Source organism: Pantoea sp. X-Soil-TKNS-1207 (assembly GCF_059730485.1).
The window spans coordinates 3,268,443-3,292,837 of sequence record NZ_AP035958.1; the positions used below are offsets into that span (position 1 = coordinate 3,268,443).

The window sequence follows — 24,395 nt, forward strand, 5'->3', positions numbered from 1 at the left end:
GCGACTTGCCGCGCTGGCGGCGTCATATCCGGCACCGATAATCGCTGGCAGAGTAACCTATGACGCCATGATTTTCATCTTTATTACCTTAAATTTCAGTATGTTTTGTATAAAAAACGCGTTAATCCTATTTTCGGACATAACTTACTGAAATCACGTTGTTATCACTCTTTAGCGCATAATTTTGCGCCGATACCTGTTCAAAATACTTCACAGCACCGGCATCCGGGCTTATGCTCAGGGGACCTTTTGTTTAGTAAATTAAACACCATGACCCCTTTATCCGATTATCAGTGTGATGTACTTATCGTCGGCAGTGGCGCGGCGGGCTTATCGCTGGCGCTGCGTCTGGCGCCGCATTATCAGGTGACGGTCCTGAGTAAAGCGCAGGTAAATGAAGGCTCTACCCTGTATGCGCAGGGTGGCATTGCCGCGGTGTTTGATGAAACCGACAGCATTGAGTCGCACGTAGAAGATACGTTAATTGCCGGGGCCGGCTTGTGCGATCGTGCCACGGTCAGTTTTATCGCCAGCAACGCACGCGATTGCGTGCAGTGGCTGATTGATAACGGGGTCGCTTTCGACAAAGAGCCGCAGAGCGGTGGCGAAGCGCGCTACCATTTAACCCGCGAAGGCGGCCATAGCCACCGACGTATTCTGCACAGCGCCGACGCCACCGGCCGCGCGGTTGAAACCACGCTGGTCAGTCAGGCGCTGAGCCATCCCAACATCCGCATTCTCGAACGCACCAATGCCGTTGACCTGATTCTTTCCGATAAAATTGGCCTGTCCGGCCCGCGTCGCGTCGTTGGCGCGTGGATCTGGAACCGTAATCGCGAGCAGGTCGAAACCTGTCGGGCGCGGGCGGTGATTCTGGCCACTGGCGGTGCCGCCAAGGTGTATCAATACACCACCAACCCGGATGTCGCGTCAGGAGATGGCATCGCCATGGCATGGCGTGCTGGCTGCCGCGTGGCAAATCTGGAGTTCAATCAATTCCACCCGACCTGCCTGTTTCATCCGCAGGCACAAAATTTCCTGCTGACCGAAGCGCTGCGCGGCGAAGGCGCCTGGCTGCTGCGCCCGGACGGCACGCGCTTTATGCCGGACTTTGATGAACGTGCCGAACTGGCGCCGCGCGATATCGTAGCCCGCGCCATCGACCATGAGATGAAACGCCTCGGCGTTGATTGCATGTACCTTGATATCAGTCATCAGCCGGAAAGTTTTATTCGCGCCCACTTCCCGATGATCTATGAAAAGCTGCTGACCTTTGGCCTGGATCTGACCAAAGAACCGATTCCGATTGTTCCCGCCGCGCATTACACCTGCGGCGGTGTGATGGTCAATCAGCAGGGGCGTACCGATGTTGAAGGTCTGTATGCCATTGGTGAAGTGAGCTATACCGGGCTGCACGGCGCCAACCGCATGGCCTCAAACTCGCTGCTTGAGTGTCTGGTTTACGGCTGGTCAGCCGCAGAGGATATCATTCGCCGCCTGCCCGCTATCGAACAGGTCGAGCATCTGCCCGCCTGGGACGAAAGCCGTGTTGATGATGCCGATGAGCGGGTGGTGATTCAGCATAACTGGCATGAACTGCGGTTATTTATGTGGGATTACATGGGCATTGTGCGCACCACCAAGCGACTGGAACGCGCGTTGCGCCGTATCAACCTGCTACAGCAGGAGATTGATGAATATTACGCGCATTTCCGCCTGTCCAACAATTTGCTGGAGCTGCGTAACCTGGTTCAGGTGGCGGAACTGATGGTGCGCTGCGCGCTGGAACGTAAAGAGAGCCGCGGGCTGCATTACACGACGGATTATCCCGATCTGTTGCCGGAAGCGGTGCCAACGGTGCTGGCACCCTCGCACTACATGAACAGATAGAAATCACGCGTCAGGCTGCACCAGTCTTCCGAATATTGGGTGCTTTCATCGCGTATCGCCAGACGCTCCATCAGTTGCTCACCCGGCGAGGGCGAGAAGCCGAGCAGCACCCGGTGGGGCGGCCGATGCGCGTATTCGGCAACATCATAGCGAAAGCGCAGATGCCAGCCATCCTGCTGTGCCAGATCGATCAGGCTTTGACCGAGTGTTTCGGGCAGCACCACGCAAAAAAATCCCTCTTCTTCTATTAGCTGGGCTGCACAACGCAGCAGCGTTTGATGGTCGAGCGTGTCGGTGTAACGTGCGGTCGCGCGTTGCGGTGTCGCGCAATCCACGCCGGGAGCAAAATAAGGCGGATTACTGACGATCAGGGAATAACGTTGCTCGCAGGCGTCAGCCCATGTGGAAATATCGGCCTGATGGACCCTGACCCGTGACGGCCAGGGCGAAGCCTGCACATTCTCCGTGGCCTGCTGCGCGGCGTCGGCATCAAGCTCAACGGCATCAATCTGCACCTCATCCGGGGTGCGCTGGGCCATCATTAAAGCAATCAGTCCACTGCCGGTGCCAATATCCAGCACGCGTCGTACGCCAGCCACCGGAGCCCATGCGCCCAGTAAAATACCGTCGGTGCCGACTTTCATCGCACAGCGATCGTGGGCAACAAAAAAGCGCTTAAAGGTGAAACCATTCTTTTGTAACTGAGGCCGCTGATGCGGCGTCGTTTCTGTCATTCTCTGCAATCACTCAACAAATCCTGCCCAATGGCAGTGCTTCAGTGTAACGTGGCACGACAGGGAAAACATCCCTCGGCCTGGCAACATCGGCACACAAACAGATGAAGATTATGTTTGTTCTGTCTATAATCAGCGCCCCAAACTGAGGTAGACCATGACCGTAACCACATTCTCCGAACTCGAACTCGACGAAAGCCTGCTGGATGCCCTGCAGGAAAAAGGCTTCACGCGCCCAACCGCCATCCAGGCTGAGGCCATTCCTCCCGCGCTGGAGGGCCGTGACGTACTGGGTTCGGCACCAACCGGAACGGGGAAAACCGCAGCTTATTTGCTGCCGGCTTTGCAGCACCTGATCGATTTTCCGCGTAAAAAATCAGGCCCGCCGCGCATTTTAATTTTAACGCCTACGCGTGAACTGGCGATGCAGGTTGCCGACCACGCGCGTGAACTGGCGAAACATACCCATCTGGATATCGCCACCATTACCGGCGGTGTCGCGTACATGAACCACGCCGAAGTGTTCAGCGAAAATCAGGACGTCGTGGTCGCCACCACCGGTCGTCTGTTGCAGTACATCAAAGAAGAAAACTTTGATTGCCGCGCGGTTGAAACGCTGATCCTCGATGAAGCTGACCGTATGCTGGACATGGGGTTTGCGCAGGATATCGAAACTATCGCGGGCGAAACTCGCTGGCGTAAACAGACGATGCTGTTCTCTGCCACGCTGGAAGGCGACAGCATTAAAGATTTTGCCGAGCGTCTGCTGAACGATCCGGTGTCTGTCGATTCCGATCCGAGCCAGCGCGAGCGTAAGAAAATTCAGCAGTGGTACTACCGTGCCGACAACCTCGAACACAAAACCAGGCTGCTGGTCCATCTGCTGAAGCAGCCGGAAATGACGCGTTCAATTGTGTTTGTGCGCAAACGTGAGCGTCTGCATGAGCTGGTCAGCTGGCTGCATGAAGCGGGTATTCATTGCAGCTATCTCGAAGGCGAAATGGTGCAGGCCAAACGTACTGAAGCGCTGAAGCGTCTGAATGAAGGCCGCGTCAATGTGCTGGTAGCGACAGACGTCGCGGCGCGTGGTATCGATATCGACGATGTCAGCCATGTGATCAACTTCGACATGCCGCGCACCGCCGATACCTATTTGCACCGTATTGGCCGTACCGCCCGTGCCGGTCGTAAAGGCACCGCGCTGTCATTAGTTGAAGCTCATGACCACGTATTGCTGGGCAAAATCAGCCGTTACGTTAATGAGCCGCTGAAATCTCGCGTCATCGATGAACTTCGTCCGGAAACCCGTGCTCCAAGCGCGAAGGTGACCGGAAAACCGTCGAAAAAAGTGCTTGCGAAGCGTAAAGAGGACAAAGAGAAAGAAGCCGAGAAACCGCGCGTGAAAAAACGTCATCGCGATACTAAAAACATCGGTAAACGCCGCAAACCAAGCAGCTCCGGTACACCGGATCAAAGTGCGGAATAAATCAGCACGCTGAAGAAGAAATCGCCTCAAATGAGGCGATTTTTTTATGTCTGGCTGCCGGAAATACGCCTTTCAACCCCTTTTTTGTGCAAAGCGAACAAAGCCCTGATCAGCACTCACCGATTAAACGTAAAAAGGCCGCGCCAATAAACACCGGCGCGGCCTGAGCAACTGCGTATCTTTTCGTCAGCGCAGCAGAAAACCCGGCTTACAGGCTTTCGGTAAAAGTACGGGTGATCACATCACGCTGCTGTTCCGGGGTCAGCGAGTTAAAGCGCACCGCATAACCGGAAACGCGAATAGTCAGCTGCGGGTAGTTTTCCGGATGCTTTACCGCATCTTCCAGCGTTTCGCGACGCAGCACGTTAACGTTCAGGTGCTGACCACCTTCGATACGGACCAGCGGTTTTTCCTCCAGCGGAATTTCGCGATAAGCAATGTCGCCCAGATCGCGGGTAGCAACCACCTGATCTTCTGCGAAACCACCTTTGGCGCACAGGCAGCGCGCTTCATTTTTTTCTGTGTCCAGCAGCCAGAAAGAGTTCAGCAGCTGCGGATTATTGGTTTTAGTAATTTGAATACCGGTAATCATACAAGGCCTCCAGGGCTTGGCGCTGCCGCAGGCGAACAGCGCGGTTCATCGAAACTTTTTTGATGCTCTGGTATATCACCCCAGCAAACCAGTCGTTTTGACCTGTATCAATTTCACCCAATGAGGCACAACCACATAAAAACTAATAACTTGATTTATAACAAGTTTTAATTTTAAATTTTTCTGCAATTTCTCAAATTATTTTGACCTTCTGCTGCCCGCCAGGACGCGTTAAGCTAGGCGCACTTTTTTTGGCAGGGAGTCAATGATGGCTGAGAAGCTGACCTGGCACGATGTGCTGGCTGAAGAGAAAGAGAAACCTTACTTCGTGGAGACCTTGAAAGCGGTCGCCAGCGAACGCGCGGCGGGAATGACGGTTTATCCGCCGCAGAAAGATGTATTTAACGCATTTCGTCTGACCGAGTTAGGCGATATCAAGGTGGTGATATTAGGTCAGGATCCTTACCACGGTCCGAATCAGGCTCATGGGCTGGCCTTCTCGGTGCTGCCTGGCGTCGCCATTCCGCCCTCCCTGCTGAATATGTACAAAGAGCTGGAGCAGGATATCCCCGGTTTCGTGCGGCCGCAGCATGGTTTTCTGGAGAGCTGGGCAACTCAGGGGGTGATGTTGCTGAACACCGTTCTGACGGTTGAAGCGGGCAAAGCGCATTCACATGCGCGTTTTGGCTGGGAAACCTTCACCGACAACGTGATCAGCGCCATTAACCAGCATCGTGAAGGGGTGATTTTTCTGCTGTGGGGTTCTCACGCGCAGAAAAAAGGCAGCATTATCGATCCTCAGCGCCATCATGTATTGAAGGCACCGCACCCTTCCCCGCTCTCTGCCCATCGTGGCTTCTTTGGCAGCAAGCATTTTTCGCAGGCCAATGCCTTACTGAGCCAGGCGGGCAAGACGCCAATCGACTGGACGCCAGTGCTTCCCTGAAACACAAACGGCCGCATCAGCGGCCGTCTGTTGGGGCAGGCTTAATCAGCCTTTGGCTTTAGCCACCGCCACCATCGCCGGACGCAGTAAGCGACCGTTGAGGGTATAACCACGCTGCATCACCATCAGTACGTGATTAGGCGCAACATCTTCTGATTCCATCATCGACATCGCCTGATGCACATCCGGGTTGAACGGCACGTTGGTCTCACCCACCACTTCCACGCCGAATTTACGCACCGCACCCAGCAACGACTTCAGCGTCAGCTCGATGCCTTCAATCATCGAGGCCAGTTCAGCGTTCTCTTTATCCGCCACTTCCAGCGCACGTTCCAGGCTATCGATCACCGGCAGCAGTTCGTTGGCGAATTTTTCCAGCGCAAATTTGTGCGCCTTTTCCACATCCATCTCAGTACGGCGACGGATGTTTTCGATTTCCGCCTGCGCACGCAGCTGCGCTTCACGCACACCAGATTGCGACTGGGCTAATTCGGCCTCCAGTTGCGCGATGCGTTCATCACGCGGATCCACCTCAGTTGCCGTCTCTGCGTCCACGTGCTGTTGATCCTGTTGAATTTCGTCTGAGACTTGCTCGTTAGGGGTGTTCTGTTCTTTACTACTCATGAATTTCTCCGCGTTTTGCACATTCATCTCGCTGGTTCGCATATTATGGGGATCAGTTTGACGGTTTCAAGGGAACCCATCACATTGCCTGGCCGTTTTGGCTTATGAGGAACACCCGCTAAATGAACAAACACTTTAACTGCATTGGGATTGTCGGTCATCCACGCCATCCTACTGCGTTAACCACCCATGAAATGCTCTGGCGCTGGCTGACGGCAAAAGGCTATGAAGTGATTGTCGAGCAGCAGATTGCGCGCGAACTTTCACTGAAAGATGTGCAGACCGGCACCCTGGCGGAGATTGGCCAGCGCGCTGATTTGGCGGTGGTGGTCGGCGGCGACGGGAATATGCTGGGTGCCGCGCGCGTACTGTCGCGTTATGACATCAAGGTGATTGGCATCAACCGCGGCAATCTGGGATTTCTGACCGATCTCGACCCGGATAATGCCCAACAGCAGCTGGACGACGTACTGCGGGGCGATTATTTCATCGAAAGCCGTTTTTTACTGGAAGCGCAGGTGTGCAAAGAAGATTGCTCGCCGCGTATTGGCAGCGCCATCAATGAAGTGGTTCTGCATCCAGGGAAAGTGGCGCATATGATTGAATTTGAAGTCTATATTGATGAGGTTTTTGCTTTTTCCCAGCGCTCAGATGGCCTGATTATTTCGACCCCCACCGGTTCCACGGCCTATTCGCTTTCCGCTGGCGGCCCGATACTGACTCCATCGCTGGAAGCCATTGCGCTGGTGCCGATGTTTCCGCACACCCTGTCTGCGCGGCCGCTGGTGATCAACAGCAGCAGCACCATTCGTCTGCGCTTTTCCTCACTGCGTAGCGACCTGGAGATCAGCTGCGATAGCCAGATCGCCCTGCCGATTCAGGAAGGGGAAGATGTGTTGATTCGCCGTAGCGCCAATCATCTCAATCTGATTCATCCAAAAAATTATAATTATTTTAATACGTTAAGCTCAAAACTCGGCTGGTCAAAAAAATTGTTCTGAAAATCACCGCTCACCACTTTACTGGATAAAAAACCAGTTTATACTGTATGAAAAACCATATCTGTTTTTCTATACAGGTGAATGTATGCTGGCACAACTGACCATCAGTAATTTTGCTATCGTTCGTGAACTGGAGATCGACTTTCATCGCGGCATGACAGCGATCACGGGTGAAACCGGCGCAGGTAAATCCATTGCCATCGACGCACTTGGCTTATGCCTCGGTGGCCGTGCTGAAGCAGATATGGTGCGTCAGGGCGCCAGCCGCGCGGATATCTGCGCTCGTTTCCAGTTAAAAGCCTCGCCTTCTGCTCAGCGCTGGCTGCTGGAAAATCAGCTGGACGATGGCAATGAATGTTTGCTGCGCCGCGTCATCAGCGCCGATGGCCGTTCCCGCGGTTTTATTAACGGCACGTCCGTTCCCCTTTCTCAGCTACGTGAGCTGGGCCAGCTGCTGATCCAGATTCACGGCCAGCACGCCCATCAGTTATTGCTCAAGCCTGACCATCAAAAACATCTGCTGGATGCTTACGCCGCGCATGATGATTTGCTGATTCAGATGCGCAGTCATTACCAGCGCTGGCACCAAAGCTGCCGCGCGCTAGCCCAGCATCAGCAGCTGTCACAGGAGCGAGAAGCGCGCCGTGAGCTGCTGCAATACCAGTTGAAAGAACTGAATGAATTCACGCCTCAGCCTGGTGAATTCGAGCAGATCGATGAAGAATATAAGCGCCTGGCCAACAGCGGCCAACTGCTCTCTACCAGCCAGCAGGCATTGCAGATTCTGGCGGATAGTGAAGACACAAACATGCAAAGTCTGTTGTATAGCGCTCGCCAGATGCTGAGCGAACTGGTGGAGCTGGACGATAAAGTTGGCGGCGTATTCAATCTGCTGGAAGAAGCGGCGATTCAGTTGAGTGAAGCCAGTGACGAGCTACGTCACTATTGCGATCGTCTCGATCTCGACCCCAACCGTCTGCATGAACTGGAGCAACGTCTGTCCCGCCAGATTGCGCTGGCACGTAAACACCACGTTGCGCCAGAAGCCCTGCCGGTGCTGTATCAGCAGCTCCTGGATGAGGCAGAACAACTCTCACAGCAGGAAAGCGATCAGGAGACGTTACAGGCTGCGGTGGGTATTCATCATCAGGAAGCCCTGGCAAGCGCTGAGCTGTTGCATCAGCAACGTGAACAGGCTGCCGCTGAGCTGACCCGCTTAATCACCCAAAGTATGCGTACGCTGGCGATGCCGCATGGGGAATTTGCCATTGCGATGGAGCTCAACCCGGATCAACTGACTGCCGACGGCGCCAGCCGCATTGATTTCCGCGTCACCACAAACCCCGGCCAGCCGCTGCAACCGCTGGGGAAAGTGGCCTCTGGTGGTGAGCTGTCACGTATCGCTCTGGCGATCCAGGTGATCACCGCGCAGAAAATGGAAACCCCGGCGATGATCTTCGATGAAGTGGATGTCGGTATCAGTGGCCCGACGGCCGCCGTGGTTGGCCAGATGCTACGTCAGTTGGGTGAATCGACGCAGGTGATGTGCGTAACGCATCTGCCACAGGTTGCCGGTTGTGGCCATCAGCATTTCTTCGTCAGCAAAGAGACCGATGGCGCAATGACAGAAACCCACATGCAGCCGCTGGACAAGCGCGCGCGTCTGCAGGAACTGGCGCGTTTGCTGGGGGGCAGCGAAGTCACACGCAACACGCTGGCAAACGCCAAAGAACTTTTAGCAGCCTGATACCGCACTTTTTTCTGGCTCAGTGGTCATATGCTTGCTCTGTAAAGGTTCCCAATAGCGAAAAGGTCTATTATCATCGGCAGCTTATGTCGCCAGAGTAATAAAGCCTGCCGCAGGCAGAGTTCAGAATTTGATGGCAAAAAAACAGCCTGATGAAAAGGCGTTTGGCCCCAGAAAAGGAATGTATAGATGCGCTGTAAAATGCTGACTGCCGCGGCAGTGGTAATGTTGATGATGACCGCCGGATGTTCCACCCTTGAGCGTGTTGTGTACCGTCCTGATATCAATCAGGGGAACTATCTGGTCGCCAACGATGTGGCTAAAATTCACACTGGCATGACACAGCAGCAGGTTGCTTACACTCTCGGCACCCCGATGATGCATGATCCCTTTGGCAGCAATGTCTGGTATTACATCTTCCGCGAAGAACCAGGCCATGAAGGCGTAAGACAGCAGACCCTGACACTGACTTTCGACAGCAACGGCGTACTGACCAACATCGACAACAAACCGCGTCTCTCTGGCAACGAAGGCTAAGTGACACGCAACAAAAAAGGCGCCTGAGCGCCTTTTTTGGTTTCTGCGGTTTGCTATTTCTTCTCAGCAGAGCGTTCTGCACGCTGACGTCGCAACTCTTTGGGATCGGCAATCAGCGGACGATAAATCTCCACGCGATCGCCATCCTGCAACGTATCGTCCAGTTTTACCGGGCGACTATACACACCGACTTTATTGCTTTTCAGATCGATATCTTTGCGCAGCGACAGCAGTCCTGACGCCTTAATCGCCTCTTCTACCGTCGCGCCTTCTTCCAGCGTTACCGTCCGCAGATACTGTTTTTCCGGCAGAGCGTAGACCACTTCAACCGTCATATCAGGCACGATAAACCTCTTTGGCGCGCTGGGTAAACGCCTGCACCATATTATTGGCGAGCTCTTTAAAGATGCGACCAAACGCCATTTCGACCAGCATATTGGTGAACTCGAAATCCAGACTCAGTTCAACTTTGCAGGCATCCTCACCCAGAGAGGTAAAGTGCCAGCCGCCAGTCAGCTTGCGAAACGGACCATCAACCAGCTGCATCAGGATGCTTTGGTTACTGGTCAAGGTATTACGCGTGGTGAAGGTCTTGCTGATACCTGCCTTCGAGACATCAACGGCAGCCGTCATCTGATTTCCGCTGTTTTCCAGCACCCGACTGCCGGTGCAGCCAGGAAGAAACTGAGGATAGGCATCAACATCATTCACAAGCTGGTACATCTGCTCAGCGCTGTAGGGGACCAGCGCTGAACGACTTATCTGGGCCATAATGGTTCCTGTTCATCACAAAACCGTTAAATAATATCATTTTCGTCCCCCAAACAAAAATTCACCGGTTTGCCAGCTGTGCTAAAATAACGTGTTTTTTATCGCCCCGCAGGACAGGGGATGCGTCCACAGACTGAGTGATGTAGACTACGCCGCACTATGACAAAGAAAAAAGCTAACAAACCCGGTTCAGCCACTATTGCCCTCAACAAACGCGCTCGCCATGAATACTTCATTGAAGAAGAGTTCGAAGCGGGTCTGTCGTTACAGGGATGGGAAGTCAAATCTCTTCGCGCCGGTAAAGCCAACATCAGCGATAGCTACATTTTGCTGCGCGATGGCGAAGCCTACCTTTTTGGTTCAACCTTTCAGCCGCTGGCTGTGGCGTCTTCTCACGTGGTCTGCGATCCAACCCGCAACCGCAAGCTGCTGCTGAAACAGCGTGAGCTGGATTCGCTGTTCGGCCGGGTTAACCGCGAAGGTTATACCGTGGTGGCGTTGTCGATGTACTGGAAAAACGCCTGGGCCAAACTGAAAATTGGCGTCGCACGCGGTAAGAGAGAGCACGACAAGCGCGATGATATTAAAGAACGCGAATGGAAGCTGGATAAAGCGCGCATCATGAAAAATTCCAACCGCTAAGGGCTGGAATTTACAGTTTTTTTTGTTATAATAGAAAGTTCCTGGGGCTGATTCTGGATTCGACGGGATTGTGAACCCTTAGGTGCATGCCGAGGTGCGGTAGGCCTCGATAAAAAACCGCAAAAAAATAGTTGCAAATGACAACGACTACGCTTTAGCAGCTTAATAACCTGCTTCGAGCCCTCTCTCCCTAGCCTCCGCTCTTAGGACGGGGATCAAGAGAGGTCAAACCCAAAAGAGATCGCGTGGACGCCCTGCCTGGGGTTGAAGCGTTAAATCCAATCAGGCTAGTTTGTTAGTGGCGTGTCCATCCGCAGCTGACAGGCGAATGTAAAGATTGGACTAAGCATGTAGTGCCGACGGTGTAGTAATTTCGGACGCGGGTTCAACTCCCGCCAGCTCCACCAAAATTCTTTCGCGGCGATACCAGAATCGTCCGCTGAAGTCCTGAAAGCCCGCATGGCGTAAGCCCTGCGGGCTTTTTTGTGCCTGCCATTTTTCCAGCGCTTTGGCTGGGACAGTGATCGACCTCTGATTTCCCCCATCGCTAAGAAAAACGCATTGATCAACCGCTGGTCCTGATGAATATTTAAGCGGCCGGTGCAGGGTGCGCCGGGATAAGGAGATACTCAATGGGCTATTACCTCTTGAAAAAAAGCACAAAAACCGTGCAGAGTCAGAAATATTATTTCGTCTTAAAGGCGAGCAATGGTGAAACCATTGCCACCAGCGAAATGTATTCATCAAAGCAGGCCGCGCAGACAGGGATTAGATCGGTTCAACAGAATGGCAGTACTACGGATATCCGTGATCAGACTTAACACTGCAACATCACTGAAGGGCTGTTTCAGCCCTTTTTTAACATTGTGCCGCCACATCAAGACGATACCCCACCTAACCTGATTGATTAAATTGCAGTTTATTCCTAAGGCAGGATTGTGCTGACCGTGCCATGCTTAATCAGACTGATAACTTAAATGACATTCAAAGAGGGAATTATGAAAAAAACAATCATGGCACTGTCTGCCCTTCTGCTGGCTTCGCCGGTATTTGCCGCGACCACTCACGCAACTGACGATACCGTAGCCAATGCACAGGCTGGCGCGAATACCGCCAAAGAGAAACTGCATCAGGCGCAGGATCAGGGTGCAGAGCTGAAGCTCAAATCCCAGCACGCCGCGGAAGGTAAAAGTGGCAGCCTGAGCAGCAAAGCGAGCGAAGGCACGCAAAAGGCCTGGCACAAAACCAAAGAAGGCACTGAGAAAGGTGTAGATGCCACCAAAGAAGGCGCCCAGAAAGGCTGGAATAAAACCAAAGAAGGTGCCAGCGATCTGAAGAAGAAAGTCACTGAATAAGTAGCGTCTTAGATAAACTCCGGGGCCGCTAATGCGGCCTTTTCTCTGCATTGCCCCCAATTTTTGCTTCCTGGCTACATAGCATTTACACTTCCCTTTTCCGCCATCAACGATAAATCGCGCTTATGTCTGACACCTTTATCCGCCAACCTCTCCCCCTGCCGAATGGCCACAATAAAGTGCTGCTGCACTCCTGCTGCGCGCCCTGTTCGGGTGAGGTGATGGAAGCGATGTTGGCCTCCGGTATCGACTACACCATTTTCTTCTACAATCCGAACATCCACCCGCTGAAAGAGTACGAACTGCGTAAAGAGGAAAATATCCGCTTTGCCGAACAGTTCGGTGTGCCTTTTGTTGATGCCGATTATGACAAAGATAACTGGTTCGAACGCGCGCGGGGCATGGAGTGGGAACCGGAACGCGGTGTCCGTTGCACCATGTGTTTCGATATGCGTTTCGAGCGCACGGCGCTGTATGCCCACGAACACGGGTTCCCGGTGATCACCAGTTCGCTGGGGATTTCGCGCTGGAAGGATATGAAGCAAATCAACGATTGCGGCGTCCGTGCCGCAGCGCATTATCCCGACATGCTGTACTGGGAATTTAACTGGCGCAAAGGCGGCGGTTCAGCACGCATGATTGAAATCAGCAAACGCGAGCGTTTCTATCAGCAGGAATATTGCGGCTGCATCTATTCGCTACGCGATTCCAACCGCCATCGCGTTGCCAGTGGTCGTGAACGCATTGAAATTGGCGTGCAGTATTACCAGCCAGACGAATAACCCGCCAGGCTAACCAAAAAAAAAGCAGCGTTTCACGCAGAAACGCTGCTTTTAAGTACATGGTCATCACCCACGCATTAGCGCACCAGCACGGTTAACAGTATCAACGCCACCATGATGATCAGCATGTGCCACACCACTTTATCCAGTTTGCGCATTTCGCCTCCCTGGCTTTAGAACCACTGACCAAAACGTTTGATGTAGAGGGTTTTCATGCCCTGCGCCACCAGGCAGTAGCCGAGCAGCGTTGCCACCAGCCACGGGAAATACGCCCACGGCAACGGCACCAGACCCACCATAGTACCGAGTGGTGAGAACGGCAGCAGAATCCCCGCCACCATTACGCAACCCGTCGCCAGCAGTACCGGCAGCGCAGCGCGACTCTGAATAAACGGAATCTTTTGCGTACGCAGCATATGCACCACCAGCGTCTGCGACAACAATCCTTCCACAAACCAGCCGGACTGAAACAGCGACTGCATCGCCGGTGAGTTGGCGGCAAACACGTACCACATCAGCGCAAAGGTAGTGATGTCGAACAGGGAGGATGTCGGCCCGATCCACAGCATAAAACGCTTGATATTACGCGCATCCCATTTGCGGGGTTTGCGCAGGAATTCGCGATCCATTTTGTCCCACGGCAGCGCCAGCTGTGAGACGTCATACATCAGATTCTGAATCAACAGATGAATCGCCAGCATCGGCAGGAACGGAATAAAAGCGCTCGCCACCAGCACGGAGAACACGTTGCCAAAGTTAGAGCTGGCGGTCATGTTCAGGTATTTAATGATATTGCCGAAGGTCTCACGGCCTTTCATCACCCCCGCTTCCAGCACCATCAGATCTTTTTCCAGCAGGATGATGTCAGATGACTCTTTAGCGATATCTGCCGCGCTATCGACCGAAATGCCGACATCCGCATCGCGCAGGGCCGGGGCATCGTTGATGCCATCACCAAGGAAACCCACCGTATGTCCCTGCTGTTGCAGCGCGCGCAGGATGCGTGATTTCTGCAACGGCGTCAGTTTGGCGAACACCGCGTTTTCAGCCGCAACCACCGACAGATGATCATCGCTCATCGCCGCAATATCATCGCCCGTAATGATAGCGCCGCAATCGATGCCAACCTGCTGGCAGATGCGGGCCGTCACCACCGGATTATCACCGGTCAGCACTTTGACGCTGACGCCGTTGTCACGCAGCGCAGTGATGGCTTTTGCGGCACTCTCCTTCGGCGGATCGAGGAAGGTCAGCAGGCCTTCCACCGTCAGCCCCTGCTCATCCGCCACGCTCAGCGCATGCTGTAAACCCGGTTCAGGCAGCACGCGGCTGGCCACCAGCAACACGCGGAAGCCCTGTTGGTTATACTCATGCGCCAGCGCCAGCAGTTCTGCGCGACGGGTTTCATTCAGCGGCTGGATCAGCTTGCCTTCACGCTCCGCCGTGGCAATGCTCAGCATCTCCTCCACCGCACCTTTGCAGATCAACAGCTGCTGACCGAGGCGACGATCCCCCACTACCACTGACACGCGACGACGGACAAAATCAAATGGCAGCTCATCCACTTTGCTGTAGTAATCCGCCACTGCGCTGCTGACGCGGTTTTCACCGTAGCGCAAAATGGCGCGATCCATCAGGTTGGGGGTGCTGCTTTGATAGTGGCTGTTGAGCCAGCTCAGCATCAGTACGCGTGAGTTTTCCACGCCAGCACAATCAAGATGATGCTCCAGGATGATGTTGTCCTGAGTCAGGGTGCCGGTTTTGTCGGTGCACAGGATATCCATCGCGCCGAGGTTCTGGATCGCGTTCAGGCGTTTGACGATCACTTTGCGGCGCGACATGGCGATCGCCCCTTTCGCCAGGTTAGAACTGACGATCATCGGCAGCATTTCCGGCGTCAGGCCCACCGCCACCGCCAGCGCGAACAGGCTGGCATCCAGCCAGTCGCCTTTCGTCAGGCCGTTAATCAGCAGCACCACCGGCACCATCACCAGCATAAAGCGGATCAGCAGCCAGCTGACGCTATTCACGCCACGGTCAAAGGCGGTTTGCGTACGGTTGCCGACAATGGATTTCGCCAGGCTGCCGAAATAGGTCTCTTCGCCTGTCGCCACCACCACCGCTTTGGCGCTGCCGCTGGAGACGTTCGTGCCCATCAGGCAGACGCTGCCCAGCTCCAGCAGAGACGCGCCCTGCTCGCTGGCGCCGCTGCTTTTGCTCGCCACATTGCCGGTGACATCATATTTCTCCACCGGCAGAGATTCGCCGGTGAGGATCGCCTGGCTGATAAACAGATCGCGCGAGTCGAGCAGGCGTACATCGGCTGGCACCAGATCGCCCGCCGAGAGGAAGATGATGTCACCGGGAACCAGCGTGGCGATGTCCACTTCCTGTTTGCGTGCAGGATGCTGAGGTGATTCGCGACGCAGCACCGTCGCGGTGGTACGTACCATCGATTTCAGCGCCTGCGCGGCTTTATTGGTCCGGAACTCCTGCCAGAAGCGCAGCAAACCGCTGAGCGTTACCATCGTCACAATGATGATGACACCGGTCAGGTCGGTCTCGTCGCCGCGGCGGAACGGCATCCAGTAATCGGTGAAGAAACTGACCAGCGCCAGCACCATCAGGACATAGATAAACGGATTGTTGAACGCCTGAAACAGCTGCACCAGCGCCGGTGGCGCTTTATCGTGTTGCACCTGATTACGGCCATACACCGCCAGACGCGCTTCGGCTTCATCGACGTTCAGGCCCTGACCATCGCTGTGCACGCGCGCCAGGGTTTCACTGGCGGTGAAAGCGGCTTCTTCTTCAATCAGATAGCGTGGCGTTTTCTGGCGCTGCGGACGCACGATGTTCAGCACGCTTTTTTCTTTATTGAGTTTCATGTCAGTCATCGTGACACTCCTCTTTTTTACGGCAATAAATATCCCTGCATGTCGGACATGCATTATTGGGGGAATAGAATTAACGGCTAGGCGTTATTTAAATAAAAACAACCTGTCGGGAATATCCATATCACCTCCCGGAAATAAAGAATAATTAGCCCGCTCGCCGAATTAGCAAGTGTGAATAAAAAAACTGTCGATACACGCGTGTCAGCTCAGCAAAAAGCCGCCATGCGCGCAGGGGATATCAGCACACTGAAGATCAGTGTGCGCACCGAGGTGGAGGGAAAAGTGCGTGTAAAATCATGTGCATGACATTAGTCCCCGAGCGTCAGCCCGTACAAAATTCAAAACCTGGGAACAATCGTCAGAAAAGAGAGAGGATTGCTGCCCGCCGAGTCCGGCAAGCAGCGACAAAAGAATTCGTGCGTCAGCTTGCCTTGTGTTGCATTAAATAAGGGTGACTGTCCAACTGAATTCTCCTGTGTGAAGTTGCCGTCATTATATTCCTGGCCGTTAGGTTGTAAAGTTAATTGTTCCCCTATCGATTTCCGTTTAAATTCCGTTGCGGATTGCCTGTCTGAACGCGCCTGCGAGCTGCTACCAGGGGCGGAAATAGTGTTAAGTTTTTGCAAATCCATTAACTGACTTATAACCATACGGTTATGGTTAGAACTTAAAAGCATATAGATAGCCGATAATTGACTATTCTTCATTACAACGCTTTCGTAAACTCGCGTTACTTTTTTTAAGGCAAGGAAATAACATGAAAAAAATCATCCCGTCCCTGCTGGCGTTGTCGATGGTAGCCGCATTCTCCGTTCAGGCTGCCACACCGAAAGACACGCTGGTTATTGCGCAATCCACGGACGATGCCGATAGCTTCGATCCCGCTCAGGGCTTTGAACTGACGACGGTACAGGCATTCACCAATATCTATCAGCGTCTGGTCCAATCCGATCCACAAAATCCGACCGACCTGAAGCCAACGCTGGCCACCTCCTGGCAGCCGGGCAGTGACAACCGCAGCCTGACCTTTGAACTGCGTAAAGATGCCAAATTCGCCAGCGGCAATGCGCTGCGCCCGGAAGATGTGATCTTCTCGCTGGGCCGCGTCGTGAAACTGAACCTCGATCCCTCCTTTATCCTGACCCAGCTGGGCTGGAACAAAGACAACGTTGATAGCTTCCTGAAGAAAGTCGACGATAACCACGTACAAATCAGCTGGAGCGCCAACGTCAGCCCGGCCTACGTACTGAGCCTGCTCTCCGCGCCGGTCTCCTCCATCGTTGATGAGAAAACCGCGCAGGCCAACGCCAAAGGCGGCGATTTTGGTCACGCATGGCTGGCAACCAACTCCGCAGGCAGCGGCCCGTATCAGATCCGCAAAGTGGTGCTGCATGAAGTGGTGCTGCTGACCGCCAACCCGACGTCACCGGCTGGCGCGCCCAAGCTGAAAAACATCCTGATCAAAAACGTCCCGGAACCGGCTGCCCGTCGTCTGCTGCTGGAACAGGGCGATGTGGATATCGCACGTAACCTCGGGGCCGACCAGATTGCCGCGCTGAAAGGCAAGGCCGGGGTGAAAACCGAAGCGATTCCGATGGCCTCACTTTATTACATCCAGTTCAACGTCGGCGCCAACCCGGTGCTGAAGAACCCGGCGCTGTGGGAAGCGGCACGCTACCTGTTCGACTATAAAGGGATCGCCAACGACCTGCTGAAAGGCCAGTTCGAAGTGCATCAGACCTTCCTGCCGAAAGGCTTCCTCGGCGCGCTGAACGATACCCCGTACAGCTACGATCCGGAAAAAGCCAAAGCAATCCTGAAGAAAGCCGGTCTGACCAACGTCACCTTCACCCTCTCCACCAGCAACCAGCCGCCGTATCTCGACATCGCCCAGGCGTTGCAGGGCAGCTTCGCCAAAGGCGGCGTGAAAGTTGAAGTGCAGCCGGGCCTCAGCTCTGAAGTGTCCACCAAAGTCAAAGCGCATCAGTATCAGGCCACGCTGAATGCCTGGGGCGCTGACTATTTCGACCCTAACACCAACGCCGCGTCCTTTGCCTACAACCCGGAAGATGGCAGCAAAACCATCGCTTACCGTTCCGACTGGCATATCCCGGAGCTGAGCAAGCAGACACTGGCCGCCACCGCCGAAAGCGACAGCAACAAGCGCGTTGCGTTGTATCAGGCGATGCAGCGCGAAGTGCTGAAAAACTCGCCATACGTCATCGGCTTGCAGGCGCGTAACCTGATTGCGCTGCGCGACAACCTGAAAGGCTATGTGCAGGGCATTAACCCGGACATGGTGTATTACTCACAGGTCAGCAAGTAATGGCGGCGTCAGCCCCACAGGCCGGGTTCGCCCGGCCACTCTGGCAACGCACCAGCCGACTGCTCACCAGCCTGTTATCGCTGCTGGTGACGCTGGTCGGCCTGCTGGCTTTCACCTTTATGCTTTCCCATCTGTCGCCGGTCGATCCGGTGCAGCAGATCGCTGGCGATCACGCCAGTGAAGCCACCTATGCGCAGGTCCGTCACGATCTCGGCCTTGATCAACCGGTGCTGGTACAGTTCTGGCGTTATATCAGCCACCTGGCGCACGGCGACCTCGGGCTGTCTCATCTGACCAATCAGCCGGTCAGCGCCGATCTGATGCGCACCTTCCCGGCCACCATTGAGCTGGCGACCTGTGCGATGATCTTTGCTGCGGTGTTCGGCGTGGCGCTGGCGCTGCTGGCGGCGTGGAAGCCGGGCGGCATCATCGATAACGTGGCGCGTTTTATTTCGCTGCTCGGCTATTCGGTGCCGGTATTCTGGCTCGGCCTGCTGGGTCTGCTGCTGTTTTATGCCGTGCTGCACTGGTCCGCCGGGCCGGGCCAGCTGGACGATATCTGGATCTATACCCTGGAGCCGAAAACCGGCTTTGTACTGATTGATAGCTGGCTGTCGGGCGATCCTGAAATGTTCCGCAATGCCATCGCCCATATCTGGCTGCCCATGGTGATTCTCGGCATGTTGGCCATGGCAGGCATCACCCGTCTGCTGCGCGCCGCCCTGCTGGAGGAGAGCAGTAAAGAGTATGTGATTCTGGCGCGCGCCAAAGGCGCAGGCCGCACGCGCATTCTGCTCCGCCATATCTTCCCCAACGTGCTGGGCACGCTGATTACCGTTATCGCCCTCTCCTATGCCACGCTGCTGGAAGGCTCAGTGCTGACGGAAACCGTTTTTGCCTGGCCGGGTGTCGGTCGATACATGACCAACGCCCTGTTCTCCGCCGATGTCCCGGCTATTCTCGGCGCCACCCTGCTGATTGGCAGCTGCTTTATCCTGCTCAACGCCGTGGCCGACGCCCTAACCTGGTTAACCGATCCGAGAACCCGATGACCCAACAACTTTCTGAACTGGAAACGCTGCGCCCACGCCGCAGCCGTCGCCGTGTCACTTCACTCAGCATTGGCCTGACGCTGGTGGTGATCCTGGTAGCGCTGGCGCTGTTCGCGCCGCTACTGGCCCCTTTCGATCCTAATGCGCAAACCATCGGGCAGCGTCTGCTGCCGCCATCGGCGCTGCACTGGTTTGGCACCGATGGCTTTGGCCGTGACCTGCTGTCACGCGTGATTTATGGCACCCGTCCGACGCTGATGCTGGTGGGACTGATTCTGGTGCTGACCATCCCGGTTGGCCTGCTGGTGGGGATCACCGCCGGTTACGTCGGTGGCTGGACCGAACGCGTGCTGATGCGTATTACCGATATCTTTCTCTCGCTGCCGAATCTGGTGATCGCGCTGGCGTTTGTCGCCATGCTTGGCCCCGGCCTGATGAACGGCGCGCTGGCGCTGGCGCTGACCAGCTGGCCACCGTTTGCCCGCCAGGCACGCGCCGAGACCCTGGCGCTGCGCCGCAGTGATTATCTCGCCGCTGCACGTATGCAGGGCATTACCGGCCTGCGTCTGATGTTTGGCCATATTCTGCCGCTGTGCCTGCCAACCGCCGTGGTGCGCGCGGCGCTAAGCCTGGGCGGCATCATTCTTTCCGCTGCCGGTCTCGGCTTCCTCGGCATGGGGGTACAGCCCCCCACTGCGGAATGGGGTTCGATGGTGGCGGAAGGCAGCAAAGTGATTTTCGACCAATGGTGGGTTGCCGCCGCGCCTGGCGCCGCGATTCTGTTCGCCAGCCTGGCGTTTAATCTGGCAGGCGATGGCCTGCGTGACCAACTGGATACCCGCCATGCAAAATGATCTGTTAATTGATGCGCAGGGTCTGAGGATCCACAGCGACAACGCCGTGCTGGTGGATGACATCCATTTTCAGCTGGGACGCGAACGCGTGGCGCTGGTGGGTGAATCCGGCTCCGGTAAGTCCCTTACCGCCCGCACGCTGATGGGCCTGCTGTCGCCGTCACTGCATTTGCAGGCCGATCGTTTGCAGGTGGTCGGTCAGGATGCGTTGCAGATGCATGAGCGCGACTGGAGCCGGTTACGCGGCAGCAAAGTGGCGATGGTGATGCAGGACCCGAAATACGCCCTCAACCCGTCGCGCACCATTGGCTGGCAGGTGGAGGAGCCGCTGGTGCTGCACCATCGCCTGAGCCGTGCCGAGCGCAAAGAAAAAGTGTGTGAGATGCTGGATGCGGTGGGCCTGCCGGACCCGCGTCAGCTTATGAAACGCTATCCGCACCAACTCTCCGGCGGCATGGGACAGCGCGTGATGCTGGCGATTGCGCTGATCACCGATCCTGAGCTGCTGATCGCGGATGAGCCGACCTCGGCGCTGGATCATGCGATGCGCGATCAGGTGCTGGCGCTGATCCGTCGTCTGGTGGAGCAGCGCAACATGGGTCTGCTGCTGATCAGCCACGATCTGCAACAGGTGTCCGAGCACTGCGAACGGGTGATGGTGATGTATAAAGGTCGTCTGCTGGATACGCTACCCGCTGCGGAACTGTCCAGCGCCCGCCATCCCTATACCCGCACGCTGTGGGCCTGCCGCCCGAGTAAAGCCACGCACGGTGAAGTTCTGCCGGTGCTGGATCGTGCCGCACTGGAGCAGGCCAATGATTGAGTTATCTAACCTGAGCGTGTCGCACAAGCTGGGCTACGAACTACGCACCGTGGTGCATGACGTGAACCTGAACGTGACGGCAGGCGAATGTTTTGGCCTGGTGGGGCCGTCTGGCTGCGGGAAATCGTCGCTATTATGGGTAATGGCAGGACTCAATCCGCACTGGTCCGGCGCCATGACGCTGGCCGATACCGTCGTACAGCCCGGCAAGCCGTTTACCGGCCAGCTGCGCCGTGATGTGCAGATGGTATTTCAGGATCCGTACGCCTCGCTGCATCCCCGTCATCGCCTGCGCCGTACCCTCGCCGAGCCGCTGAAGATGCTGAAGCGCGATAACATCGACGATCGCATCAACGAGGGTTTCCGCCATGTGGGCCTCGATGTGGCACTGGCGGATCGCTACCCGCATCAGCTGTCTGGCGGGCAACGTCAGCGCGTCGCCATCGTGCGCGCCCTGCTGCTGCAACCGAAGATCCTGCTGCTGGATGAGCCAACCTCGGCGCTGGATATGTCAGTGCAGGCAGAGATCCTCAACCTGCTGAATGAACTGAAGCGCAATGACGGATTGACGATGGTGCTGGTGAGCCACGATCCCGACGTCATCGATCATATGTGCGATCGCGCGGTGCGTATGGCGCAGGGAAGGATTGTGGAACAGTGGTAGGTAGGTGCGCATTTATGCGCACCGGGTTAAAAATCGCCAGGTCGGCGCATCAGGTTGTTAATGCGCCATCGTCTGCAAGGTTTCGCTGCGAATCGACTCGGTAATCTCCGCCTTCAGCGCCATAAACTCCGGTGACGTTTTGATGGTGTAGTCACGACCGCTGTTGAAATCCACCGCCACTTCCTGCTTGATGCGCCCTGGTCGGGCGCTAAAGATCGCCACTTTATTCGCCATAAAGATCGCTTCATCGATATCATGGGTCACGAACAGCACCGTCTTGCGCGACTGTTCCCACACCGACAGCAGCAGCTCCTGCATCATCACGCGTGTCTGGTTATCCAGCGCGCCGAAGGGTTCATCCATCAGCAGCACTTTGGGATCGTTAGCCAGCGCCCGCGCGATTGCGGTGCGCTGCTGCATCCCCCCTGACAGCTGGCGCGGATAGTGCCCGGCAAAGCCGCGCAACCCCACCTGCTGGATATAATAATCGCTGCGCTCTTTCTGCTGCGCCGCGCTTAAGCCCCGCTCACGCAGGCCAAAGCGGATATTCTCTTCCACCGTCAGCCACGGAAACAGCGTGTAGCTCTGGAACACCATGCCGCGATCGGCACCCGGTCCATCGACCGGTTGCCCATCCAGCCAGATTTCACCGCGGGTTGGGCTATCCAGCCCGGCGATAATGCGCAGCAGCGTCGATTTGCCGCAGCCTGATGGCCCGAGAATGGTGATGAAATCATTCTCCTCCACCTGATAATGAATCGGCTGCAATGCCTGAGTTTGTTCGCCTTTCGGCCCGGTAAAGATGCGCTCTACGCCACGCACGTTCAGCTTGCTGTGCTTCATCCCAGGTTACTCCATGCAAACAAGCGCCGGTTGGCGACTTTGAACAGATAATCGGACACCAGCCCGATACAGCCAATCACGATGATGCCAAAGATGATTTGCCCGGTGTTCAGCAGCGCCTGGCTATCAACGATCATATGGCCGATACCGCTTTCCGAGCCAATCAGCTCGGCAACAATGACGTAGGTCCATGCCCAGCCCAGCACCAGCCGCAGCAGCTCCGCAATGCCCGGCGCCGCACCGGGGATCAGCACCCGGCGCACAATCGAACGGTTGCTACAGCCGAGCGTATACGCCGCTTCCACCAGATCGCGGCGCGCGCTGCTGACGGTGACCGCCACCATCAGCACGATTTGAAAGAAGGAGCCGATAAAGATGACGAGGATCTTCTGCATCTCACCAATACCGGCCCACAGGATCAGCAGCGGCACAAAGGCCGAAGCGGGCAGATAGCGGCAGAAGGAGACGAAGGGTTCGAGAAAGGCTTCCCACATTTTGTACGCGCCCATCATGATGCCGAGCGGCACGCCAATCACCGCCGCCAGCAGGAATCCGGCCAGCACGCGCATCACCGTCATGCCGATATCCAGCGAAAAGTTATATTCGGTGAACAGCGACACTCCCTGCTGCAACATGGTGATCGGATCGGCGAGGAAAGTCGGCGATACCATGCCGCTGAAGGTCACCAGCGTCCACACCGCGACGAACAGCACGAAGAACGCGATGCCGAGGGCGATACGCAGCCGGGTTGAGATCGCTTTTAACGGCACCATCAGCGGATTGTGCCAGCGACGCTGGGCATCAGGCAGCGCCGCGGGCGGCGTTACGGGTTGGCTTTTACTCATCTCCATCTCCTGTCTCCCCGCTTACTGCACGAAGCTGGCGTCGTAGAGGCTTTTCACATCCGGCATTTTCTTGATCACGCCTGCGCGCAACAACAGTTTGCCTGCTTCATCGCTGAAGGTTTCGATCTCACCGCCAAAGAATTTTTTGTTCTCTTCCGGGCCAGCCCAGCGCAGATAGCTGGCGGATTCGGCAAACTCTTTGCCGGTAGATTTCACCGCTGCGCCCATGATTTCGTTCGACTTATCCGGCTGCTGTTTGATCATCTCCAGCGCATCGTAGTAACTCGCCACCAGCGCTTTTGCCGCCTGCGGATGCTCTTTCAGGAAGGTCGGGGTGCAGCCGAGGGTGTCCATCACCATCGGGTAATCCAGCGTGGTGGCGATGATTTTGCCGGCTTTCGGCTGGTTACGGATCACGGACAGATAAGGTTCATAGGTCACGGCGGCATCGTTTTGTCCGGCAGCGAATGACTGTGCCGCCGCCTGCGGCGCCATGGTCGCCAGGTGGACGTCTTTCATCGTCAGGCCGTTTTTATCCAGCATCCACGCCAGCAGGAAGTAAGGTGAGGTGCCAGGCGCATCGACGGCGACGGTTTTGCCTTTCAGATCCTTGATGCTGGTGATATCGCTGCGCGTTGCCAGGCCATCAGCCCCGTAAGATTTATCCAGCTGGACGATCTGTTTGATCGGCACACCGGCGGCATTCCACGAGATATAGGTTTCCACCGTGGTCGCGGCGCACTGGATGGTGCCAGAGGCAACCGCCAGGTGGCGGCTGCTTTGCGGGATCATTTTTACATCGACATCAAGACCGTGCTTTTTGAAGATACCGGCTTTATCAGCCAGCGTCAGCGGAGCAAATCCGGTCCAGCCGGAGATACCGATCGCCACTTTGGTGTCCGCGGCCTGCGCGCCGAGCGCGGCACCCAATACGACGGCTACGGTTAACGCACGAACTGCATATTGCACTGGCTTACCCATCTT

General features: G+C 55.7%; 25 protein-coding genes and 1 other RNA gene. 16 read left to right on the forward strand and 10 right to left on the reverse strand.

All coding sequences use genetic code 11. The features are described 5' to 3' along the window. The first annotated feature begins 270 nt into the window (after positions 1 to 270). A complete protein-coding gene (gene nadB / locus AC6I8V_RS15240; protein WP_497845850.1) occupies positions 271 to 1,890 on the forward strand; it encodes an L-aspartate oxidase in 1,620 nt (539 codons plus the stop codon). Here nadB and trmN read toward each other — a convergent pair. Next, entirely contained in the window at positions 1,875 to 2,624 is a 750-nt protein-coding gene (gene trmN / locus AC6I8V_RS15245; protein WP_497843085.1) for a tRNA(1)(Val) (adenine(37)-N(6))-methyltransferase TrmN, read from the reverse strand. The genes nadB and trmN overlap by 16 nt on opposite strands. A 157-nt stretch (positions 2,625 to 2,781) precedes the next feature. Here trmN and srmB point away from each other — a divergent pair, with 157 nt between their 5' ends. Beyond that, complete coding sequence (gene srmB, locus AC6I8V_RS15250) at positions 2,782 to 4,110, forward strand: ATP-dependent RNA helicase SrmB (RefSeq protein ID WP_497843086.1); 1,329 nt, start codon at positions 2,782 to 2,784, stop codon at positions 4,108 to 4,110. Positions 4,111 to 4,318: 208 nt separating this feature from the next. Here srmB and grcA read toward each other — a convergent pair whose 3' ends face one another. Then, the gene (grcA, locus tag AC6I8V_RS15255; RefSeq protein WP_497843087.1) at positions 4,319 to 4,702 is read right to left on the reverse strand and encodes an autonomous glycyl radical cofactor GrcA; all 384 of its coding nucleotides are present in this window, start codon (positions 4,700 to 4,702) and stop codon (positions 4,319 to 4,321) included. A gap of 268 nt (positions 4,703 to 4,970) precedes the next feature. On the opposite strand from grcA, the gene ung reads away from it, so the two are divergent. Continuing rightward, positions 4,971 to 5,648 carry a uracil-DNA glycosylase gene (ung, locus tag AC6I8V_RS15260; protein WP_497845851.1) on the forward strand — a complete coding sequence of 226 codons (678 nt, stop codon included), beginning with the start codon at positions 4,971 to 4,973 and terminating at the stop codon, positions 5,646 to 5,648. Between the two features lie 45 nt (positions 5,649 to 5,693). Here the strand turns inward: ung and grpE are convergent, their stop codons facing one another. Next, positions 5,694 to 6,272, reverse strand: coding sequence for a nucleotide exchange factor GrpE (gene grpE, locus AC6I8V_RS15265; RefSeq protein ID WP_497843088.1), 579 nt, complete (start codon positions 6,270 to 6,272; stop codon positions 5,694 to 5,696). 122 nt (positions 6,273 to 6,394) lie between these two features. Between grpE and nadK the strand changes: the two genes are divergently transcribed. The 3 genes from nadK (at position 6,395) to bamE (ending at position 9,557) form a co-directional block, all read left to right on the forward strand. Next, positions 6,395 to 7,273, forward strand: a complete 879-nt coding sequence (gene nadK, locus AC6I8V_RS15270) for an NAD(+) kinase (RefSeq protein WP_497843089.1) — start codon at positions 6,395 to 6,397, stop codon at positions 7,271 to 7,273. Between the two features lie 85 nt (positions 7,274 to 7,358). Beyond that, positions 7,359 to 9,020, forward strand: coding sequence for a DNA repair protein RecN (recN, locus tag AC6I8V_RS15275; protein WP_497843090.1), 1,662 nt, complete (start codon positions 7,359 to 7,361; stop codon positions 9,018 to 9,020). A 189-nt stretch (positions 9,021 to 9,209) separates the two neighbouring features. Next, positions 9,210 to 9,557, forward strand: a complete 348-nt coding sequence (bamE, locus tag AC6I8V_RS15280) for an outer membrane protein assembly factor BamE (RefSeq protein ID WP_497843091.1) — start codon at positions 9,210 to 9,212, stop codon at positions 9,555 to 9,557. 53 nt (positions 9,558 to 9,610) lie between these two features. On the opposite strand, the gene AC6I8V_RS15285 is transcribed toward bamE, so the two are convergent. Both AC6I8V_RS15285 and AC6I8V_RS15290 read right to left on the reverse strand, forming a co-directional pair. Continuing rightward, entirely contained in the window at positions 9,611 to 9,901 is a 291-nt protein-coding gene (locus AC6I8V_RS15285; RefSeq protein ID WP_497843092.1) for an RnfH family protein, read from the reverse strand. Then, complete coding sequence (locus AC6I8V_RS15290) at positions 9,894 to 10,328, reverse strand: type II toxin-antitoxin system RatA family toxin (RefSeq protein ID WP_497843093.1); 435 nt, start codon at positions 10,326 to 10,328, stop codon at positions 9,894 to 9,896. Before AC6I8V_RS15290 ends, AC6I8V_RS15285 begins: the two co-directional genes overlap by 8 nt. A 159-nt stretch (positions 10,329 to 10,487) precedes the next feature. Here AC6I8V_RS15290 and smpB point away from each other — a divergent pair, with 159 nt between their 5' ends. The 5 genes from smpB to AC6I8V_RS15315 all read left to right on the forward strand — a co-directional run bounded on the left by smpB (position 10,488) and on the right by AC6I8V_RS15315 (position 13,107). Continuing rightward, a complete protein-coding gene (smpB, locus tag AC6I8V_RS15295; protein WP_497843094.1) occupies positions 10,488 to 10,970 on the forward strand; it encodes an SsrA-binding protein SmpB in 483 nt (160 codons plus the stop codon). A 43-nt stretch (positions 10,971 to 11,013) separates the two neighbouring features. Then, positions 11,014 to 11,377: a transfer-messenger RNA gene (gene ssrA, locus AC6I8V_RS15300) on the forward strand. Between the two features lie 225 nt (positions 11,378 to 11,602). Then, on the forward strand, positions 11,603 to 11,791 hold the full coding sequence (locus AC6I8V_RS15305) for a YegP family protein (RefSeq protein WP_497843095.1): 189 nt from the start codon (positions 11,603 to 11,605) through the stop codon (positions 11,789 to 11,791). Positions 11,792 to 11,968: 177 nt separating this feature from the next. Beyond that, the gene (locus AC6I8V_RS15310) at positions 11,969 to 12,325 is read left to right on the forward strand and encodes a KPN_00521 family repetitive protein (protein ID WP_497843096.1); all 357 of its coding nucleotides are present in this window, start codon (positions 11,969 to 11,971) and stop codon (positions 12,323 to 12,325) included. 125 nt (positions 12,326 to 12,450) lie between these two features. Beyond that, complete coding sequence (locus AC6I8V_RS15315; protein ID WP_497843097.1) at positions 12,451 to 13,107, forward strand: epoxyqueuosine reductase QueH; 657 nt, start codon at positions 12,451 to 12,453, stop codon at positions 13,105 to 13,107. A gap of 173 nt (positions 13,108 to 13,280) precedes the next feature. On the opposite strand, the gene mgtA is transcribed toward AC6I8V_RS15315, so the two are convergent. Further along, positions 13,281 to 16,004: a magnesium-translocating P-type ATPase gene (mgtA, locus tag AC6I8V_RS15320; protein WP_497843098.1), complete on the reverse strand. Its 2,724-nt coding sequence runs from the start codon at positions 16,002 to 16,004 to the stop codon at positions 13,281 to 13,283. A 338-nt stretch (positions 16,005 to 16,342) separates the two neighbouring features. Next, positions 16,343 to 16,711 carry a hypothetical protein gene (locus AC6I8V_RS15325; RefSeq protein WP_497843099.1) on the reverse strand — a complete coding sequence of 123 codons (369 nt, stop codon included), beginning with the start codon at positions 16,709 to 16,711 and terminating at the stop codon, positions 16,343 to 16,345. Positions 16,712 to 16,761: 50 nt separating this feature from the next. Here AC6I8V_RS15325 and AC6I8V_RS15330 point away from each other — a divergent pair, with 50 nt between their 5' ends. Genes AC6I8V_RS15330 through AC6I8V_RS15350 form a run of 5 tightly spaced genes read left to right on the forward strand, consistent with a single transcriptional unit; the run spans position 16,762 to position 21,723 of the window. Continuing rightward, the gene (locus tag AC6I8V_RS15330; protein ID WP_497843100.1) at positions 16,762 to 18,330 is read left to right on the forward strand and encodes an ABC transporter substrate-binding protein; all 1,569 of its coding nucleotides are present in this window, start codon (positions 16,762 to 16,764) and stop codon (positions 18,328 to 18,330) included. After that, positions 18,330 to 19,382, forward strand: coding sequence for an ABC transporter permease (locus tag AC6I8V_RS15335; protein WP_497843101.1), 1,053 nt, complete (start codon positions 18,330 to 18,332; stop codon positions 19,380 to 19,382). The genes AC6I8V_RS15330 and AC6I8V_RS15335 overlap by 1 nt, the downstream gene beginning before the upstream one ends. After that, a complete protein-coding gene (locus AC6I8V_RS15340; RefSeq protein ID WP_497843102.1) occupies positions 19,379 to 20,236 on the forward strand; it encodes an ABC transporter permease in 858 nt (285 codons plus the stop codon). The genes AC6I8V_RS15335 and AC6I8V_RS15340 overlap by 4 nt, the downstream gene beginning before the upstream one ends. Continuing rightward, a complete protein-coding gene (locus tag AC6I8V_RS15345; RefSeq protein ID WP_497843103.1) occupies positions 20,226 to 21,059 on the forward strand; it encodes an ABC transporter ATP-binding protein in 834 nt (277 codons plus the stop codon). Before AC6I8V_RS15340 ends, AC6I8V_RS15345 begins: the two co-directional genes overlap by 11 nt. After that, positions 21,052 to 21,723, forward strand: a complete 672-nt coding sequence (locus tag AC6I8V_RS15350) for an ABC transporter ATP-binding protein (RefSeq protein ID WP_497843104.1) — start codon at positions 21,052 to 21,054, stop codon at positions 21,721 to 21,723. The genes AC6I8V_RS15345 and AC6I8V_RS15350 overlap by 8 nt, the downstream gene beginning before the upstream one ends. A 57-nt stretch (positions 21,724 to 21,780) precedes the next feature. Here AC6I8V_RS15350 and AC6I8V_RS15355 read toward each other — a convergent pair whose 3' ends face one another. From AC6I8V_RS15355 to AC6I8V_RS15365, 3 genes are read right to left on the reverse strand one after another with little or no spacing between them, the layout of a single operon-like run. Beyond that, positions 21,781 to 22,566 (reverse strand): ABC transporter ATP-binding protein, encoded by a 786-nt coding sequence (locus tag AC6I8V_RS15355; protein WP_497843105.1) that lies wholly within the window; start codon positions 22,564 to 22,566, stop codon positions 21,781 to 21,783. Next, the gene (locus AC6I8V_RS15360; protein WP_497843106.1) at positions 22,563 to 23,411 is read right to left on the reverse strand and encodes an ABC transporter permease; all 849 of its coding nucleotides are present in this window, start codon (positions 23,409 to 23,411) and stop codon (positions 22,563 to 22,565) included. The genes AC6I8V_RS15355 and AC6I8V_RS15360 overlap by 4 nt, the downstream gene beginning before the upstream one ends. A 21-nt stretch (positions 23,412 to 23,432) precedes the next feature. Then, on the reverse strand, positions 23,433 to 24,392 hold the full coding sequence (locus AC6I8V_RS15365) for an ABC transporter substrate-binding protein (RefSeq protein WP_497843107.1): 960 nt from the start codon (positions 24,390 to 24,392) through the stop codon (positions 23,433 to 23,435). Positions 24,393 to 24,395 lie beyond the last annotated feature (3 nt).